The sequence below is a fragment of the Citrobacter sp. Cu233 genome, from assembly GCF_030332225.1.
In the GTDB taxonomy this organism is placed as follows: domain Bacteria; phylum Pseudomonadota; class Gammaproteobacteria; order Enterobacterales; family Enterobacteriaceae; genus Citrobacter.
In genome coordinates this window covers 358,007-377,048 of the sequence record NZ_JAOWIF010000028.1, presented here as the reverse complement: position 1 = coordinate 377,048, position 19,042 = coordinate 358,007, and the positions used below count along the sequence as shown (strand labels likewise).

Below are 19,042 nucleotides of genomic sequence, written 5' to 3'. Positions count from 1 at the left end.
GACAGCGGGTATGTTAAACAACCCCATCCGGCATGGAGCCAGGTGGACGTTAAATATGAAACCTGAAGATTAAACATGACTGAATCTTTTGCTCAACTGTTTGAAGAATCCTTAAAAGAAATCGAAACCCGTCCGGGTTCCATCGTTCGTGGTGTTGTTGTTGCTATCGACAAAGACGTAGTACTGGTTGACGCCGGTCTGAAATCTGAGTCCGCCATTCCGGCAGAGCAGTTCAAAAACGCCCAGGGCGAGCTGGAAATCCAGGTTGGTGACGAAGTTGACGTTGCTCTGGATGCAGTAGAAGACGGCTTCGGTGAAACTCTGCTGTCCCGTGAAAAAGCCAAACGTCACGAAGCTTGGATCACGCTGGAAAAAGCTTACGAAGAAGCTGCAACCGTTACTGGTGTTATCAATGGCAAAGTCAAGGGTGGCTTCACTGTTGAGCTGAATGGTATTCGCGCGTTCCTGCCGGGTTCCCTGGTAGACGTTCGTCCGGTCCGCGACACGCTGCACCTGGAAGGCAAAGAGCTTGAGTTCAAAGTAATCAAGCTGGATCAGAAGCGTAACAACGTTGTTGTTTCCCGTCGTGCCGTTATCGAATCCGAAAACAGCGCAGAACGCGATCAGCTGCTGGAAAACCTGCAGGAAGGCATGGAAGTTAAAGGTATCGTTAAGAACCTCACTGACTACGGTGCATTCGTTGATCTGGGTGGCGTTGACGGCCTGCTGCACATCACCGACATGGCATGGAAACGCGTTAAGCATCCGAGCGAAATCGTAAACGTTGGCGACGAAATCACTGTTAAAGTGCTGAAGTTCGACCGCGAACGTACTCGTGTATCTCTGGGCCTGAAACAGCTGGGCGAAGATCCATGGGTAGCTATCGCTAAGCGTTATCCGGAAGGTACCAAACTGACTGGTCGCGTGACCAACCTGACCGACTACGGCTGCTTCGTTGAAATCGAAGAAGGCGTTGAAGGCCTGGTTCACGTTTCCGAAATGGATTGGACCAACAAAAACATCCATCCGTCCAAAGTTGTTAACGTTGGCGATGTAGTGGAAGTTATGGTTCTGGATATCGACGAAGAACGTCGTCGTATCTCCCTGGGTCTGAAGCAGTGCAAAAACAACCCATGGCAGCAGTTCGCGGAAACCCACAACAAGGGCGACCGTGTTGAAGGTAAAATCAAGTCTATCACTGACTTCGGTATCTTCATCGGCCTGGACGGCGGCATCGACGGCCTGGTTCACCTGTCTGACATCTCCTGGAACGTTGCAGGCGAAGAAGCAGTACGTGAATACAAAAAAGGCGACGAAATCGCAGCAGTTGTTCTGCAGGTTGATGCAGAACGTGAGCGTATCTCTCTGGGCGTTAAACAGCTCGCAGAAGATCCGTTCAACAACTGGGTTGCACTGAACAAGAAAGGCGCAATCGTAAACGGTAAAGTCACTGCAGTTGACGCTAAAGGCGCAACCGTAGAACTGGCTGACGGTGTTGAAGGTTACCTGCGCGCTTCTGAAGCTTCCCGCGACCGCGTTGAAGATGCAACTCTGGTTCTGAGCGTAGGCGACGACGTTGAAGCTAAATTCACCGGCGTTGATCGTAAGAACCGTGCAATCAGCCTGTCTGTTCGTGCTAAAGACGAAGCTGATGAGAAAGATGCAATCGCAACTGTTAACAAACAGGAAGATGCAAACTTCTCTAACAACGCAATGGCTGAAGCTTTCAAAGCAGCTAAAGGCGAGTAATATCGAGTGCTCCAAATCCTTTGTGCTATTAACAGCACAAAGGGTAACGAGTAGCTTGACAGATTACAGGATTCGTCCTGTAATCAATGACAAAGGGCGGCTACGGCCGCCCTTAATCAATGCAGCAGCTAATTTTGCCTTTAAGGAACCGGAGGAATCATGACCAAGTCAGAATTGATTGAAAGACTTGCAACCCAGCAACCTCATATTCCCGCGAAAGCGGTTGAAGATGCAGTAAAAGAGATGCTGGAACATATGGCCTCGACTCTTGCGCAGGGCGAGCGTATTGAAATCCGCGGTTTCGGTAGTTTTTCTTTGCATTACCGCGCACCACGCACCGGACGTAATCCGAAGACTGGCGATAAAGTGGATCTGGAAGGTAAATATGTTCCGCACTTTAAGCCGGGTAAAGAACTGCGCGATCGCGCCAATATTTACGGTTAAGTCCTCAGCAAGACTTAGCCCCGAGAAAAGCACCTGTATGGGTGCTTTTTTCATTTTTACCTCTCTGTGCAGGGATCCCTCTCCCAACTTCTTTGTATGTTACATCTGCAGTTAAATAACAGCGGAATGCTCCTCGTTTACCGGTAAATGGTTGCCAGACATCTGCTGAGTTGTCCTGCACACTCCCTGTCACAGGGAGGTGTCATATGAAAATAACAACAATCAGTACGTGTGCGTTATGCGGCATTCTCCCGCTGACGATATTACCCGTATTACCTGACATGCTGTGTGTCAGCCTTGTATTTGGCCTGGCATGTCTGCTTTGTCTCATTCCTCATCGATATATGCATTACGCCGGATTAGTCCTGCTGTTTTTCCTGTGGGGAATACTGGCAGCGAAAGAGGTTATCTGGGCTGGCGATACGCTCCCGGCCAAAACGCAGCAGGCTATTGTTCAAATAACCGGGACTGACAATATGACCACGCACTACGGTCAGATTACACACCTTCAGGGGAGACGGATATTTCCTGCTGTTGGCATCGTACTGTATGGGCAGTACTTACCCGGTGATGTTTGCGCAGGTCAGACATGGGCGATGACGTTGAAAGTTCGCGCTGTGCATGGGCAACTGAATGAAGGTGGATTTGATAGCCAGCGCTATGCCTTGGCACAGCATCAGTCGCTGACGGGGCGTTTTCTGCAGGCCTCAGTGATTACGCCGCAATGCAGTCTGCGTGCACGTTATCTCTCCTCGCTAAATACCACACTTGCCGCCTATCCCTGGCAGCAAGTCATACTGGGGCTGGGGATGGGGGAACGTGTGTCTGTATCGCAGGCGGTAAAAAATATAATGCGTGATACCGGAACAGCACATTTGATGGCCATTTCCGGGCTGCATATTGCTTTTGCCGCTCTCCTCGCTGGCGGACTGATACGTGGTGGACAATTTTTAATGCCGGCACGCTGGATCTGCTGGCAGGCTCCGCTAGTCGGGGGCGTGCTATGCGCTGCATTTTATGCCTGGCTGACGGGGCTGCAACCACCGGCATTACGCACGGTCACCGCGCTAATGGTATGGGGGGGACTAAAACTAAGCGGCAGGCAGTGGAGTGGATGGGCGGTCTGGATTACCTGCCTGGCAGCAATTGTGGTCGTGGATCCGGTCGCGGTGCTTTCACAAAGCCTGTGGTTGTCTGCTTTCGCCGTAGCGGCGCTGATATTCTGGTATCAGTGGATGCCGATGCCGTACTGGCCACTCCCGCGTATCGGGCGCGCAGTACTGGCGCTTGCTCATCTTCAGTTGGGTATCACGGTGCTGCTTCTGCCTGTTCAAATCGCATTATTTCATGGTATTAGCCTGACCTCATTCCTGGCCAATTTATTTGCGGTACCGCTGGTCACATTTGTTTCAGTTCCCCTGATATTAGCGGGAATGGTCGTGCATTTAACCGGTCAGGTGATGATTGAGGCGGGGCTGTGGTATTTCGCTGACCGTTCTCTGGCATTGTTATTTTGGGGACTCAATAGTTTACCGGAAGGATGGATCAACATTGATGGACGTTGGCAATGGCTTGCGCTGTCCCCATGGCTGATGCTTATTGCATGGCGATTCAATGCCTGGAAAACGCTACCGGTTGCCTGTTTTACCGGGCTTTTGTTATTGAGTGGACCGTTCTGGAGAACACCCCGCGCTGATTTGTGGCAGGTACATATGCTGGATGTAGGGCAGGGGCTGGCAATGGTGATTGCCCGTAATGGCAAAGCGATTCTCTATGATACCGGGTTGGCCTGGCCCGAGGGCGATAGTGCGCAGCAGTTGATCATTCCCTGGCTACGCTGGCACAACCTGGAACCGCAAGGGGTAATTCTAAGCCACGAACATTTGGATCATCGGGGAGGGTTGCAATCACTACAGCAAGCCTGGCCGTCGCTGTGGATTAGAAGTCCGTTGGGCTGGAAAGGCCATCTCCCTTGTTTTCGCGGGGAGCGCTGGCAGTGGCAGGGGTTAACATTTAGCGCACATTGGCCAGTGAGTGGAAATAAAGAGCAGGGGAATAACCATTCCTGTGTGGTAAAAGTGGATGACGGACATCAGAGTATTCTTCTGACAGGTGATATTGAATCCCCCGCTGAACAGAAAATGCTAAGTCACTACTGGCAGCATCTGCAGGCTACGTTTGTGCAGGTTCCACACCATGGTAGTAACACTTCATCCTCACTGGCGCTGATTCAACGCATTGGCGGACAGGCCGCAATAGCCTCTGCATCCCGCTACAATGCCTGGCGTCTACCGTCATGGAAAGTCCGACAGCGTTACCGGCAACAAAATTATCAGTGGCTGGACACAGCCCACCAGGGTCAAATCACGCTGGATGTTTATCAGAAAAGTTGGCGAATACGCAGCTTACGGGATCAGATTTTACCCCGTTGGTATCATCAGTGGTTTGGCGTGTTGGAGGATAACGGGTAGAATATGCGGCTATTCTAACAAATGCTGGTTTTTTGAATGCATAACGATAAAGATCTCTCTACGTGGCAGACGTTTCGCCGACTATGGCCAACCATAGCGCCTTTTAAATCGGGTCTGATCGTGGCGGGTATAGCGTTAGTCCTTAACGCGGCCAGCGATACCTTCATGTTATCGCTCCTCAAACCATTACTGGATGATGGTTTTGGTAAAACTGATCGCTCTGTGCTGCTGTGGATGCCGCTGGTGGTCATTGGGCTGATGATAGTTCGTGGTATTACGAGCTATGTCTCCAGCTACTGTATTTCATGGGTGTCAGGCAAAGTGGTCATGACCATGCGCCGCCGCTTGTTCGGTCATATGATGGGCATGCCCGTCGCCTTTTTTGATAAACAGTCTACCGGTACGCTGCTGTCTCGTATTACCTATGATTCAGAGCAGGTCGCGTCTTCGTCTTCCGGCGCATTGATCACTGTGGTACGTGAAGGGGCCTCAATTATTGGCCTGTTTATCATGATGTTCTACTACAGTTGGCAACTGTCATTGATCCTGATTGTGCTGGCGCCTATCGTGTCGGTGGCCATTCGCGTGGTCTCCAGGCGTTTTCGTAGCATCAGTAAAAATATGCAAAACACCATGGGGCAGGTTACCACCAGTGCAGAGCAGATGCTGAAAGGCCACAAAGAAGTGTTGATTTTTGGTGGTCAGGAAGTTGAAACCAAGCGTTTTGATAAAGTCAGCAACAAGATGCGTTTGCAGGGTATGAAGATGGTTTCTGCCTCTTCTATCTCCGATCCTATCATCCAGTTGATCGCTTCTCTGGCTTTGGCCTTCGTGTTATATGCGGCCAGTTTCCCAAGCGTGATGGAAAACCTGACGGCGGGGACAATTACAGTTGTCTTCTCTTCAATGATCGCCCTGATGCGTCCGCTGAAGTCACTGACTAACGTCAATGCACAGTTCCAGCGCGGTATGGCGGCATGCCAGACCTTATTTACGATTCTGGATAGCGAACAAGAGAAAGATGAGGGTAAACGCGTCATTGAGCGCGCTTCCGGCGATCTGGAGTTCCGTAATGTGACCTTTACCTACCCGGGCCGTGACATTCCCGCGTTACGTAATATCAACCTGAATATCCCGGCGGGCAAAACCGTTGCCCTGGTTGGACGTTCTGGTTCTGGTAAATCCACTATTGCCAGCCTGATCACGCGCTTCTACGATATCGATGAAGGGCAGATTCTGATGGATGGGCACGACCTGCGTGAATATACCCTGTCATCTCTGCGCGATCAGGTGGCCCTGGTATCGCAGAACGTTCACCTGTTCAACGATACGGTTGCCAACAATATCGCCTACGCGCGTACCGATATGTATAGCCGTGAGCAGATCGAAAAAGCTGCACAGATGGCCTACGCCATGGATTTCATCAACAAGATGGATGATGGTCTGGATACGGTGATTGGCGAAAACGGTGTGCTGCTTTCAGGTGGTCAGCGCCAGCGTATCGCCATCGCTCGCGCCTTGCTGCGCGACAGTCCGATCCTGATCCTCGATGAGGCTACGTCGGCGCTGGATACCGAATCCGAACGCGCGATTCAGTCTGCACTTGATGAGTTACAGAAAAACCGTACCTCTCTGGTCATTGCTCACCGTCTTTCTACCATTGAACAGGCGGACGAGATCATCGTGGTGGAAGACGGGCTGATTGTTGAGCGCGGAACCCATAGCGAACTGCTTGAGCAGCGTGGGGTTTATGCGCAATTACATAAAATGCAATTTGGTCAATGATCGCACGTATCTGGTCCGGTGAATCGCCGTTATGGCGATTATTGCTGCCACTTTCCTGGCTGTATGGCCTGGTGAGTGGAGGGATCCGTCTATGCTACAAGCTTGGGCTTAAACGTGCGTGGCGCGCGCCAGTCCCGGTGGTGGTGGTCGGTAATCTTACCGCAGGCGGCAATGGTAAAACACCGGTAGTCATCTGGCTGGTTGAACGGTTGCAGCAACGCGGTATTCGTGTGGGGGTGGTGTCTCGCGGTTATGGCGGGAAAGCCGCGACTTATCCGCTATTGCTAACGGCAGACACCACTACCGCAGAAGCGGGTGATGAGCCTGTGCTTATCTTTCAGCGTACTGGCGTACCCGTAGCGGTTTCTCCGGTAAGATCGGATGCGGTAAAAGCGATCCTTGCTCATCATGACGTGCAGATTATTGTGACGGACGATGGGTTACAGCACTATCGTCTGGCACGTGATGTTGAAATCGTGGTGATTGACGGTGTGCGTCGGTTTGGTAACGGCTGGTGGCTTCCTGCGGGTCCAATGCGTGAACGTGCTGGTCGGCTGAAATCGGTGGATGCCACGATCGTTAATGGCGGCGTTGCGCGACCGGGTGAAATTCCCATGCATCTTGAGCCGGGGCTGGCCGTTAATTTACGTACCGGTGAACGCCGCGATGTCGCGCAACTGCCTGATATCGTCGCCATGGCGGGTATCGGCCATCCACCACGTTTTTTTGCCACGCTTGAGGCATGTGGCGCCAGGCCACAAAAATGTGTCGCACTGGCGGACCATCAGTCTCTGACCTACAGTGACGTCAGTGCGTTGGTAGCCGCAGGACAAACGCTGGTGATGACGGAAAAAGATGCCGTGAAATGCCGCGCATTTGCCGATGATAACTGGTGGTATTTACCCGTTGACGCACATCTGTCAGGCGAACGACCTGATGTGTTGCTGGATAGCTTAATCTCGCTGACTCGCTAACAGATTCAAGCTGCGGCAGCGAATCATTTATGAGGCCATAAATGTCGTTGCCGCACCTTTCTTTGATGGATGCCCGTCATCTTCACCTTGCTGCACAGGGTCTGCTGAAAAAAACACGTCGTCGGGCAACGCCGGCGGATATTCTGGCGACCATTTCTCGCATGTCCTTATTGCAAATCGATACCATCAACATTGTCGCGCGCAGTCCCTATCTGGTGCTGTTTAGCCGTTTGGGCGACTATTCCCCCCAATGGCTCGATGACTCCTTACGGCAGGGCGAACTGATGGAGTACTGGGCGCATGAAGCCTGTTTTTTACCGCGCAGCGACTTTATGCTGATACGCCATCGTATGTTGGCTCCGGAAAAAATGGGTTGGAAATACAAAGCGGCGTGGATGAAAGAACATGCGCATGAGATTGAGCAGCTGTTACAGCATATCCAGCATAACGGGCCGGTACGTTCAGCCGATTTTGAGCATCCACGTAAGGGCGCCAGCGGCTGGTGGGAATGGAAACCACAAAAGCGGCATCTGGAAGGGCTTTTTACATCCGGGAAAGTGATGGTGGTGGAACGGCGTAATTTTCAGCGAGTGTATGATTTAACGCATCGCGTCATGCCTCATTGGGATGACGAGCGTGACCGGCTGTCGCAGGATGAAGCCGAAATTGTGATGCTGGATAATAGCGCTCGTAGTTTGGGTATTTTCCGTGAGCAGTGGTTGGCGGACTACTATCGACTGAAGCGTCCGGCGTTAAAAAACTGGTGCGATATGCGAAGGGAACAGCGACATATAATTCCTGTTGATGTAGAAGGGCTGGGCACCCTGTGGCTGCATAGCAACCTTCAGCCGCAACTGGAACTTGCGTTAGCAGGAAAGTTGACTGCCACTCACAGCGCTGTTTTATCCCCGTTTGATCCGGTGATCTGGGATCGTAAACGGGCTGAACAGCTGTTTGATTTTAGCTACCGACTGGAATGCTATACGCCAGCGGCCAAACGTCAGTATGGCTATTTTGTCTTACCTCTGCTGCATCGCGGCCAGTTGGTTGGACGTATAGATGCCAAAATGCACCGTAAAACCGGTGTGCTGGAAGTCATTTCACTGTGGTTACAGGATGGCGTCAGGCCCGGGGGGATGCTGCAAAAAGGTTTGCTCCAGGCCATCAGTGATTTTGCTCGCTGGCAGCAGGCGACGCGAGTGACATTGGGGAATTGCCCGGACGGTTTATTTGCTGACTCTCGGCACGGTTGGGAAATAGACCCAGCCTCTTAATTGATTATGTTAATATTTACGGATTCACAATCCGGTCCATCTGGAGGAACTATGGATCATCGTCTGCTTGAAATCATTGCCTGCCCGGTATGCAATGGAAAACTCTGGTTTAACCAGGAAAAACAGGAACTGATTTGTAAACTGGATAACCTTGCTTTCCCACTGCGCGATGGTATTCCCGTTTTGCTGGAAACCGAAGCCCGCGTTCTGACCGCTGATGAGAGTAAATCATGAGTTTTGTGGTCATTATTCCTGCGCGTTATGCGTCCACACGTTTGCCGGGTAAGCCGCTGCTGGATATCAACGGCAAGCCCATGATTGTGCATGTGCTGGAGCGTGCGCGTGAATCTGGCGCTGAGCGTATTATTGTTGCCACCGATCATGAAGATGTCGCTCGTGCGGTAGAAGCGGTGGGTGGCGAAGTGTGCATGACACGTGCCGATCACCAGTCTGGTACGGAGCGCCTGGCGGAAGTTGTCGAGAAATGTGGTTTTAGCGATGATACTGTTATCGTGAACGTACAGGGTGATGAGCCGATGATCCCTGCGGTCATTATTCGTCAGGTGGCAGAAAATCTGGCGCAACGTCAGGTTGGAATGGCGACGCTGGCAGCCCCCATTCATAGTGCGGAAGAAGCGTTTAATCCGAATGCGGTAAAAGTTGTGCTGGATGCCGAAGGCTATGCACTCTATTTTTCCCGTGCGACGATCCCATGGGATCGCGACCGTTTTGCCAAAAGCCTCGAAACGGTGGGCAATACCTTCCTGCGTCACCTGGGCATTTACGGTTATCGCGCCGGATTTATTCGCCGCTATGTAAACTGGCAGCCGAGTCCGCTTGAGCATATTGAAATGCTGGAGCAACTGCGTGTGCTGTGGTACGGCGAAAAAATTCACGTCGCCGTTGCTAAGGAAGTTCCTGGCACAGGGGTTGATACCGCTGAAGATCTTGAGCGTGTTCGCGCTGAGATGCGTTAGTTTTTCTCACGATTCGCCATCAAGATACGCTGAATAATTTAAGTTGCAGGAGGCTTTACTCACCTGCAGCTTGAAGTATGACGCGTATTTTTGGGAGGCGTATCGTATCGTTACGCTTTTCCTCCACTTTTCTTTTCATCAATTGATCTCATCCGGGTGACATCTGTCTGCACGACGCTCATTATGAAAGCAGTAGCATTTATGAGGGCAATCTGAAATGGAACAGTTGCGTGCCGAACTCAGCCATCTGCTGGGTGAAAAACTCAGTCGTATTGAATGCGTAAATGAAAAAGTGGATACGGCCCTGTGGTCACTGTATGACAGCCAGGGAAATCCGATGCCACTGATGGCGAGAAGTTTCACCACACCGGGGATGGCGCAGCAGTTAGCATGGAAAACCACTATGCTGGCACGCAGCGGGACGGTGCGTATGCCAGTCATTTATGGGGTCTTAACGCACGAAGAGCATCCCGGCCCTGATGTCCTGTTGCTTGAGCGTTTACGCGGTGTGCCGGTAGAAGCGCCTGCCCGAACCCCGGAACGCTGGGAGCATTTAAAAGATCAGATCGTGGAAGGCTTGTTATCGTGGCACCGTCAGGACAGTCGTGGCTGTGTGGGGGCAGTGGACAATACGCAAGAGAACCTCTGGCCATCCTGGTATCGGCAGCGTGTTGAAGTGCTATGGAGCACGTTAAACCAGTTCAACAACACCGGACTGACGATGCAGGACAAGCGGATTTTGTTTCGTACCCGGGAATGCTTACCCGCCTTGTTTGAAGGCTTTAATGATAATTGCGTACTGATCCACGGTAATTTCAGCTTACGCAGTATGCTCAAAGATGCCCGTAGCGATCAGCTTCTGGCAATGGTGGGACCTGGCTTAATGCTGTGGGCACCGAGAGAGTATGAATTGTTCCGCTTGATGGACAATGCGCTGGCGGAAAGCCTGTTGTGGCAATATTTACAACGTGCGCCGGTGGCAGAATCATTTATCTGGCGGCGCTGGCTATATGTGTTGTGGGATGAAGTTGCGCAGCTGGTCAATACCGGGCGTTTCAGTCGTTCCAATTTTGATCTTGCAACAAAATCATTGCTGCCGTGGCTCGCCTGACGATCCCTTCAGCCACTGCCAGATGCGCCCTAACGTTTCGTAACCAACACGATCGCTATGCATCAGCCAGACAGGTGAAGGAATTGCTCGCTCCCACGGATTGAGCGGTGAATCGATGGCCAGTTGATTAGCGGGGGCTGGCAAAGGATGCAGTCCAGCCTGCTGGAAGAAAATCATCGCACGCGGCAAGTGCGATGCGGATGTCACCAGCAGGAACGGCGCATCGCCAATAGTCTGTTTTACTGCAGTCGCTTCTTCTTCGGTATCTTTGGGTTTATCCAGCGTAATGATCTCGCTGCGGGGAACGCCCAGCGACTGCGCCACGCGAGCACCGACTTCGGCCGTGCTGACGTTATTGGTTTTCGCGGCAGCGCCGGTAAAAATCAGCTTTGATCCGGGATTCGCCCGCCACAAACGAATACCTTCATTCAGACGCGGAAGACTATTACTGATGAGGTTAGAACTCGGCGCCCACTGCGGATTCCAGGTGTACCCCCCACCCAGCACCACGATATAGTGCACTTTTTGCGTATTCTGCCAGGTAGGATAACTGTCCTCAAGCGGTTTCAGCAGGCGATCGGCGACAGGTTGCAGGCTGAGCAGTAAAAGTGCGAGCCAACTCAGGCTGATACACACTTTCCCCGTTTTCTGAAAGCGGCTAAACCAGATCAATCCCAGGCCTATGCCCATCACAAGCAGCATCAACGGAAGTGGCAGCATCATACCGCCAATCACTTTCTTCAGCGTAAAAAGCATCCTTTTTGGTTCCTTTTTTAACCATACAGCAGGGGATCTGCAGCGATATTACACCAGGAAGGTTCATTCTCGGCGTGGGTGTGACAAAATAGCGGTTTTACTTAGTCGCCCTAAAGCCAGCCAGTGGAGAGCCCGATGCGGGATCGCAATTTTGATGACATTGCAGAGAAGTTTTCCCGTAACATTTACGGCACCACCAAAGGTCAATTAAGACAGGCTATTCTTTGGCAGGATTTGGATCGCTTACTGCCCACGCTCGGTGAACAGAAATTACATATTCTGGATGCCGGGGGGGGCGAAGGGCAAACGGCCATCAAAATGGCGGAGCGCGGTCACTTCGTGACATTATGCGATCTGTCCGGTGAGATGATCGCCCGTGCGCAACAGGCAGCAGAGGCAAAAGGTGTGAGCGGAAACATGCATTTCATACAATGCGCCGCTCAGGATGTTGCTGCGCATTTGGAAAGCCCGGTTGATCTGATATTGTTTCATGCTGTGCTGGAATGGGTGGCCGAACCGGTTTGCGTGCTGCAAACCTTGTGGTCGGTATTACGTCCCGGCGGCGCACTATCGTTAATGTTCTACAATGCTAACGGTCTGCTGATGCACAACATGGTCGCAGGGAATTTTGACTATGTGCAGGTTGGGATGCCAAAACGTAAAAAACGTACGCTTTCACCAGACTATCCGCGTGAACCTGGACAGGTTTATCAGTGGCTGGAAGAGATCGGTTGGCAGATAACCGGTAAGACAGGCGTACGCGTGTTTCATGATTATCTGCGAGATAAGCATCAACAGCGTGACGGTTATGAAATGTTACTTGAGTTAGAAACGCGCTATTGCCGCCAGGAGCCGTATATTAGCCTTGGCCGCTATATTCATGTCACCGCGCGCAAACCGCAGATGCAAGGATAACCTATGAGTGAATTTTCCCAGACAGTCCCCGAACTGGTTGCCTGGGCCAGAAAAAATGACTTCTCCATCTCTCTGCCGGTAGACAGACTTTCGTTCCTGCTGGCGGTAGCCACGCTGAACGGTGAGCGACTTGACGGTGAGATGAGCGAAGGCGAACTGGTGGATGCGTTCCGCCATGTGAGTGATGCGTTTGAGCAAACCAGCGAAACCATCGGTGTTCGCGCCAATAACGCGATTAACGACATGGTACGTCAACGTCTGCTGAACCGCTTTACCAGCGAGCAGGCGGAAGGTAACGCTATTTATCGTTTAACGCCGCTGGGGATCGGCATCACGGATTACTATATCCGCCAGCGCGAATTCTCTACATTGCGTTTGTCGATGCAGTTGTCGATTGTTGCTGGTGAGCTGAAGCGCGCGGCAGATGCCGCCGCGGAAGGTGGTGATGAATTTCACTGGCACCGCAACGTCTATGCGCCATTGAAGTATTCGGTAGCGGAAATTTTCGACAGTATCGATTTGACTCAGCGCATTATGGATGAGCAGCAGCAGCAGGTAAAAGACGATATCGCCCAGTTGCTGAACAAAGACTGGCGGGCGGCAATTTCCAGCTGTGAAATGCTGTTGTCTGAAACGTCTGGTACGCTGCGTGAGCTGCAGGATACGCTGGAAGCCGCAGGCGATAAGCTCCAGGCGAACCTGTTACGCATTCAGGACGCGACGATGACACATGACGATTTGCATTTCGTCGACAGGCTGGTGTTCGACCTGCAAAGCAAGCTCGACCGTATTATCAGTTGGGGTCAGCAATCCATCGATTTGTGGATCGGCTACGATCGACACGTGCACAAGTTTATCCGTACCGCTATTGATATGGACAAAAATCGCGTTTTTGCACAGCGTTTACGCCAGTCTGTCCAGAGCTATTTTGACGATCCGTGGGCGTTGACCTATGCCAATGCCGATCGTCTGCTGGATATGCGTGACGAAGAGATGGTACTGCGTGATGAAGAAGTCACCGGTGAGTTGCCTGCCGATCTTGAATATGAAGAATTTAATGAGATCCGCGAACAGCTGGCGGCAATTATCGAAGAACAGTTGGCTATCTATAAATCCAGACAAACGCCACTGGATCTCGGATTGGTCGTGCGCGAGTATCTGGCGCAATACCCACGTGCGCGTCACTTCGACGTTGCGCGTATTGTTATCGATCAGGCGGTACGTCTTGGCGTAGCGCAAGCAGACTTCACCGGACTGCCAGCCAAATGGCAGCCGATTAATGATTACGGAGCCAAGGTACAGGCGCATGTCATTGACAAATATTGAACAAGTGATGCCGGTCAAGCTGGCGCAGGCGCTGGCGAATCCGTTATTTCCGGCGCTGGATAGCGCCTTACGTTCGGGTCGCCATATCGGCCTGGATGAACTGGATAATCATGCCTTCCTGATGGACTTTCAGGAATATTTTGAAGAGTTTTACAGCCGCTATAACGTGGAATTGATTCGTGCACCGGAGGGGTTCTTTTATCTACGCCCGCGTTCAACCACGCTTATTCCGCGCTCGGTCTTGTCTGAACTGGACATGATGGTCGGTAAAATTCTTTGCTATCTCTATCTCAGCCCGGAACGTCTGGCGAATGAAGGGATCTTTACCCAGCAAGAACTGTACGACGAGCTGCTAACGCTGGCTGATGAAGCCAAATTGCTGAAGCTAGTGAACAACCGTTCAACCGGTTCAGACGTTGACCGCCAGAAACTACAGGAAAAGGTGCGCTCTTCACTTAACCGCCTGCGCCGTTTAGGCATGGTGTGGTTTATGGGCCATGACAGCAGCAAATTCCGTATTACGGAGTCTGTGTTCCGCTTTGGCGCGGATGTGCGCAGCGGCGACGATCCACGCGAAGCGCAGCGCCGCTTAATTCGTGATGGTGAGGCGATGTCGGTCGAGAACCGCCTGCAGCTCAATGATGAGCCAGAAGATAATCAGCCGGACAGTGGAGAGGAAGAATAATGATTGAACGCGGTAAATTTCGCTCACTTACGCTGATTAACTGGAATGGTTTTTTTGCTCGTACGTTTGACCTTGATGAGCTGGTTACCACGCTGTCGGGTGGGAACGGGGCGGGTAAATCCACTACCATGGCGGCATTCGTTACAGCGCTTATCCCGGATTTAACCCTGCTGCATTTTCGTAATACCACCGAAGCCGGTGCAACCAGCGGCTCACGCGATAAAGGTCTGCACGGAAAGCTGAAAGCAGGTGTCTGTTACTCAATGCTTGATGTGCTCAACTCGCGCCATCAGCGTGTGGTCGTCGGCGTGCGTTTGCAGCAGGTTGCCGGGCGCGATCGTAAAGTGGACATCAAGCCGTTTGCGATTCAGGGGTTGCCGATGTCGGTGCAACCAACCCAACTGGTTACGGAAACCCTGAACGAACGCCAGGCTCGCGTTCTGTCTCTCGCAGAGCTGAAAGAGAAGCTTGATGAGATGGAAGGTGTGCAGTTTAAGCAGTTTAACTCAATCACCGATTATCACTCGTTGATGTTCGATTTGGGCATCATTGCCCGTCGTCTGCGCTCTGCGTCCGACCGTAGTAAATTCTATCGCCTGATTGAAGCCTCATTGTACGGCGGTATCTCCAGCGCCATTACTCGCTCACTGCGCGATTACCTGCTGCCAGAAAACAGCGGCGTGCGTAAAGCGTTCCAGGATATGGAAGCGGCGTTGCGTGAAAACCGCATGACGCTGGAAGCCATTCGCGTCACCCAGTCAGATCGTGACCTGTTTAAGCATTTGATCAGCGAAGCGACTAACTATGTGGCAGCAGATTATATGCGCCACGCTAATGAACGTCGTATTCATCTCGACAAAGCGCTGGAATATCGTCGTGAACTGTACACTTCGCGCCAGCAGTTAGCGGCTGAGCAGTATAAGCACGTGGATATGGCGCGCGAGCTGGGTGAGCATAACGGTGCGGAAGGCGATCTTGAAGCCGATTATCAGGCGGCAAGCGATCACCTCAATCTGGTGCAAACTGCGCTGCGTCAGCAGGAAAAGATTGAACGTTACGAAGCGGATCTTGAAGAGTTGCAGATTCGCCTCGAAGAACAAAATGAAGTCGTGGCAGAAGCTGCCGATCGTCAGGATGAAAATGAAGCCCGTGCGGAAGCCGCCGAGCTGGAAGTGGATGAGCTGAAAAGCCAGTTGGCCGATTACCAGCAAGCGCTGGACGTTCAGCAAACGCGAGCCATCCAGTATACTCAGGCGATTCAGGCACTGAGCCGAGCCAAAGCGCTTTGCCATTTACCGGATCTTACCGCAGACAGTGCCGCTGAATGGCTGGAAACCTTCCAGGCCAAAGAGCAGGAAGCGACCGAGAAGTTGCTGACGCTGGAACAAAAAATGAGCGTGGCGCAAACTGCGCACAGCCAGTTCGAGCAGGCTTATCAGCTGGTGGCGGCTATTAATGGTCCATTGGCGCGTGGTGATGCCTGGGGCGTCGCACGTGAGCTGCTGCGCGAAGGCGTTGAACAGCGTCATCTGGCGGAACAAGTTCAGCCATTGCGCATGCGTCTGAGCGAGCTGGAACAGCGTCTGCGCGAACAGCAGGAAGCCGAGCGTCTGCTGGCTGAATTTTGTAAGCGTCAGGGTAAGCATTTCGATATCGATGAGCTTGAGGCTCTGCATCAGGAGCTGGAAGCGCGTATTGCCGCCTTGTCAGATAGCGTATCGTCTGCCAGCGAACAGCGAATGGCGCTGCGTCAGGAACAGGAACAACTGCAATCCCGCATTCAGCATTTGATGCAACGAGCTCCGGTCTGGCTGGCTGCGCAAAATAGCCTGAACCAACTGAGCGAACAGTGCGGTGAAGAATTTACGTCCAGCCAGGATGTAACGGAGTATCTGCAACAGTTGCTGGAACGTGAGCGTGAGGCCATTGTTGAACGCGATGAAGTCGGCGCGCGTAAAAATGCAGTTGATGAAGAGATTGAGCGTCTAAGCCAGCCGGGCGGGGCGGAAGATCAGCGTCTGAACGCACTGGCGGAGCGTTTCGGCGGCGTGCTGCTGTCTGAAATCTATGACGATGTTAGCCTCGAAGATGCGCCGTACTTCTCTGCACTGTATGGCCCTTCGCGACATGCTATCGTGGTGCCGGATCTGTCGCTCATTACTGAGCAACTTGAAGGGCTGACGGATTGCCCTGAAGATCTCTACTTCATCGAAGGGGACCCGCAGTCGTTTGATGACAGCGTCTTCAGCGTCGATGAACTTGAAAAAGCGGTGGTGGTGAAAACCGCCGAGCGCCAGTGGCGTTACTCCCGCTTCCCAACGGTGCCGATTTTTGGTCGTGCCGCGCGTGAAAGCCGTATCGAAACGCTGCACGCTGAGCGTGAGGGGCTGTCTGAACGTTTTGCGACGCTTTCATTTGACGTACAGAAAACACAGCGTCTGCATCAGGCATTTAGTCGCTTTATCGGCAGCCATCTGTCGGTAGCGTTTGGGGCCGATCCAGAAGCTGAAATTCGTCAATTGAACAGCCGTCGCGTTGAACTCGAACGTGCGCTCACCAACCATGAAAATGATAACCAGCAAAGCCGTACGCAGTTTGAACAAGCGAAAGAAGGTGTTTCTGCACTGAACCGTCTGCTGCCGCGTTTAAATTTGCTGGCGGATGACACATTAGCCGATCGCGTGGACGAAATTCGCGAACGCCTGGATGAAGCTCAGGAAGCGGCGCGTTTTATTCAACAACATGGTAATCAGCTGGCCAAACTGGAACCGATGGTTTCCGTTCTGCAAAATGACCCAGAGCAGTTTGAGCAGCTGAAAGAAGACTACGCATATTCTCAGCAGATGCAGCGTGATGCGCGTCAGCAGGCCTTTGCACTAACTGAAGTCGTTCAGCGTCGGGCGCATTTTAGTTATTCCGACTCCGCCGAAATGCTCAGCGGTAACAGCGATCTGAATGAGAAACTGCGTGAGCGTCTGGAGCACGCGGAGGCTGAACGTACCCGTGCTCGCGAAGCTTTGCGCAGCCATGCCGCGCAGTTGAGCCAGTACAATCAGGTTATGGCCTCGCTGAAAAGCTCTTATGACACCAAGAAAGAGCTGCTGAACGATTTACAACGCGAACTGCAGGATATCGGCGTTCGTGCTGATAGCGGCGCAGAAGAACGTGCGCGTATTCGTCGTGATGAACTGCATGCGCAGCTCAGTAATAACCGCGCTCGCCGTAATCAACTGGAAAAAGCGCTAACCTTCTGCGAAGCCGAGATGGAAAATCTGACCCGCAGATTGCGCAAGCTTGAGCGCGATTACCATGAAATGCGTGAGCAAGTGGTGACCGCGAAAGCCGGCTGGTGTGCTGTGATGCGGATGGTAAAAGACAACGGCGTTGAACGTCGCCTGCACCGTCGTGAGCTGGCTTATCTTTCTGGTGATGAGCTGCGTTCGATGTCGGATAAGGCGCTCGGTGCACTGCGTCTGGCGGTGGCGGATAACGAACACTTGCGTGACGTATTGCGCATGTCTGAAGATCCGAAGCGACCAGAACGTAAAATCCAGTTCTTCGTGGCGGTCTACCAGCATCTGCGCGAACGTATTCGTCAGGATATTATTCGTACCGACGATCCGGTGGAAGCCATCGAGCAGATGGAAATTGAATTGAGCCGTCTGACGGAAGAGTTAACCTCGCGTGAGCAGAAGCTGGCTATTAGCTCGCGAAGCGTGGCGAACATCATCCGTAAGACTATCCAGCGTGAGCAGAACCGTATTCGTATGTTGAACCAGGGTCTGCAAAGCGTGTCGTTTGGTCAGGTAAACAGCGTTCGTCTGAACGTAAACGTGCGAGAAACGCACGCTACTTTGTTGAATGTCCTGTCCGAGCAGCATGAACAGCATCAGGATCTGTTTAACAGTAACCGTTTGACCTTCTCTGAAGCGCTGGCAAAGCTGTATCAGCGTCTTAATCCGCAGATCGATATGGGACAGCGTACGCCACAAACCATTGGTGAAGAACTGCTGGATTACCGCAACTACCTGGAAATGGAAGTTGAGGTTAACCGTGGTTCTGACGGTTGGCTACGTGCCGAATCGGGCGCGTTGTCCACGGGGGAAGCGATCGGAACCGGGATGTCGATCCTCGTGATGGTTGTACAAAGCTGGGAAGATGAAGGTCGCAGACTGCGTGGGAAAGATATCTCGCCATGCCGCCTGTTGTTCCTTGATGAAGCCGCACGACTTGATGCCCGCTCCATCGCAACCCTGTTTGAACTGTGCGAGCGTTTGCAGATGCAGCTGATTATTGCAGCGCCGGAAAACATCAGCCCGGAGAAAGGCACAACCTACAAACTGGTGCGTAAAGTCTTCCAGAATACCGAACACGTTCATGTGGTGGGGCTGCGTGGTTTTGCCCCTCAGTTACCTGAGCCGTTGCCGGGGATAGATGATGCCTCTTCGCAGGCAAGCTAAGTAAAAAGGCGGCGCTAAAGCCGCCTTTTTCTTTTCCGATATGCACATGATACCTGGTGTAATTTCTTTAGACTTCTTTACATTAGGTTAGGCAAAAACGATTTGATGTTTATAT

Annotated in this window: 14 protein-coding genes; 13 read left to right on the top strand and 1 reads right to left on the bottom strand. The window is 52.2% G+C overall.

Annotation, left to right across the window (positions count from 1 at the left end):
* Window positions 1-75: 75 nt before the first annotated feature.
* From rpsA to OGX95_RS02555, 9 genes are all read left to right on the top strand, one after another.
* Window positions 76-1,749 carry a 30S ribosomal protein S1 gene (rpsA, locus tag OGX95_RS02595; RefSeq protein WP_003035776.1) on the top strand — a complete coding sequence of 558 codons (1,674 nt, stop codon included), beginning with the start codon at window positions 76-78 and terminating at the stop codon, window positions 1,747-1,749.
* A 159-nt stretch (window positions 1,750-1,908) separates the two neighbouring features.
* The gene (ihfB, locus tag OGX95_RS02590) at window positions 1,909-2,193 is read left to right on the top strand and encodes an integration host factor subunit beta (RefSeq protein WP_003035780.1); all 285 of its coding nucleotides are present in this window, start codon (window positions 1,909-1,911) and stop codon (window positions 2,191-2,193) included.
* A gap of 206 nt (window positions 2,194-2,399) precedes the next feature.
* On the top strand, window positions 2,400-4,664 hold the full coding sequence (locus OGX95_RS02585) for a ComEC family protein (protein WP_286628213.1): 2,265 nt from the start codon (window positions 2,400-2,402) through the stop codon (window positions 4,662-4,664).
* Between the two features lie 36 nt (window positions 4,665-4,700).
* Complete coding sequence (gene msbA / locus OGX95_RS02580) at window positions 4,701-6,449, top strand: lipid A ABC transporter ATP-binding protein/permease MsbA (protein ID WP_040231807.1); 1,749 nt, start codon at window positions 4,701-4,703, stop codon at window positions 6,447-6,449.
* Window positions 6,446-7,423, top strand: a complete 978-nt coding sequence (gene lpxK / locus OGX95_RS02575) for a tetraacyldisaccharide 4'-kinase (protein ID WP_286628212.1) — start codon at window positions 6,446-6,448, stop codon at window positions 7,421-7,423. Before msbA ends, lpxK begins: the two co-directional genes overlap by 4 nt.
* A 41-nt stretch (window positions 7,424-7,464) precedes the next feature.
* The gene (locus OGX95_RS02570) at window positions 7,465-8,697 is read left to right on the top strand and encodes a winged helix-turn-helix domain-containing protein (RefSeq protein WP_286628211.1); all 1,233 of its coding nucleotides are present in this window, start codon (window positions 7,465-7,467) and stop codon (window positions 8,695-8,697) included.
* A 51-nt stretch (window positions 8,698-8,748) separates the two neighbouring features.
* Window positions 8,749-8,931 (top strand): protein YcaR, encoded by a 183-nt coding sequence (ycaR, locus tag OGX95_RS02565; protein ID WP_003035793.1) that lies wholly within the window; start codon window positions 8,749-8,751, stop codon window positions 8,929-8,931.
* Complete coding sequence (kdsB, locus tag OGX95_RS02560) at window positions 8,928-9,674, top strand: 3-deoxy-manno-octulosonate cytidylyltransferase (RefSeq protein ID WP_286628210.1); 747 nt, start codon at window positions 8,928-8,930, stop codon at window positions 9,672-9,674. The genes ycaR and kdsB overlap by 4 nt, the downstream gene beginning before the upstream one ends.
* A gap of 217 nt (window positions 9,675-9,891) precedes the next feature.
* A complete protein-coding gene (locus OGX95_RS02555) occupies window positions 9,892-10,785 on the top strand; it encodes a YcbJ family phosphotransferase (RefSeq protein ID WP_137382824.1) in 894 nt (297 codons plus the stop codon).
* Here the strand turns inward: OGX95_RS02555 and elyC are convergent.
* Entirely contained in the window at window positions 10,762-11,541 is a 780-nt protein-coding gene (gene elyC, locus OGX95_RS02550; protein WP_286628209.1) for an envelope biogenesis factor ElyC, read from the bottom strand. The two genes, OGX95_RS02555 and elyC, sit on opposite strands and share 24 nt — an antisense overlap.
* A gap of 135 nt (window positions 11,542-11,676) precedes the next feature.
* Here elyC and cmoM point away from each other — a divergent pair, with 135 nt between their 5' ends.
* From cmoM to mukB, 4 genes are read left to right on the top strand one after another with little or no spacing between them, the layout of a single operon-like run.
* Window positions 11,677-12,456, top strand: a complete 780-nt coding sequence (gene cmoM / locus OGX95_RS02545) for a tRNA uridine 5-oxyacetic acid(34) methyltransferase CmoM (protein ID WP_040231810.1) — start codon at window positions 11,677-11,679, stop codon at window positions 12,454-12,456.
* Between the two features lie 3 nt (window positions 12,457-12,459).
* Window positions 12,460-13,782: a chromosome partition protein MukF gene (mukF, locus tag OGX95_RS02540; protein ID WP_286628208.1), complete on the top strand. Its 1,323-nt coding sequence runs from the start codon at window positions 12,460-12,462 to the stop codon at window positions 13,780-13,782.
* Window positions 13,763-14,467: a chromosome partition protein MukE gene (gene mukE / locus OGX95_RS02535; RefSeq protein WP_286628207.1), complete on the top strand. Its 705-nt coding sequence runs from the start codon at window positions 13,763-13,765 to the stop codon at window positions 14,465-14,467. Before mukF ends, mukE begins: the two co-directional genes overlap by 20 nt.
* Window positions 14,467-18,927 (top strand): chromosome partition protein MukB, encoded by a 4,461-nt coding sequence (gene mukB / locus OGX95_RS02530; RefSeq protein WP_286628206.1) that lies wholly within the window; start codon window positions 14,467-14,469, stop codon window positions 18,925-18,927. Before mukE ends, mukB begins: the two co-directional genes overlap by 1 nt.
* Window positions 18,928-19,042 lie beyond the last annotated feature (115 nt).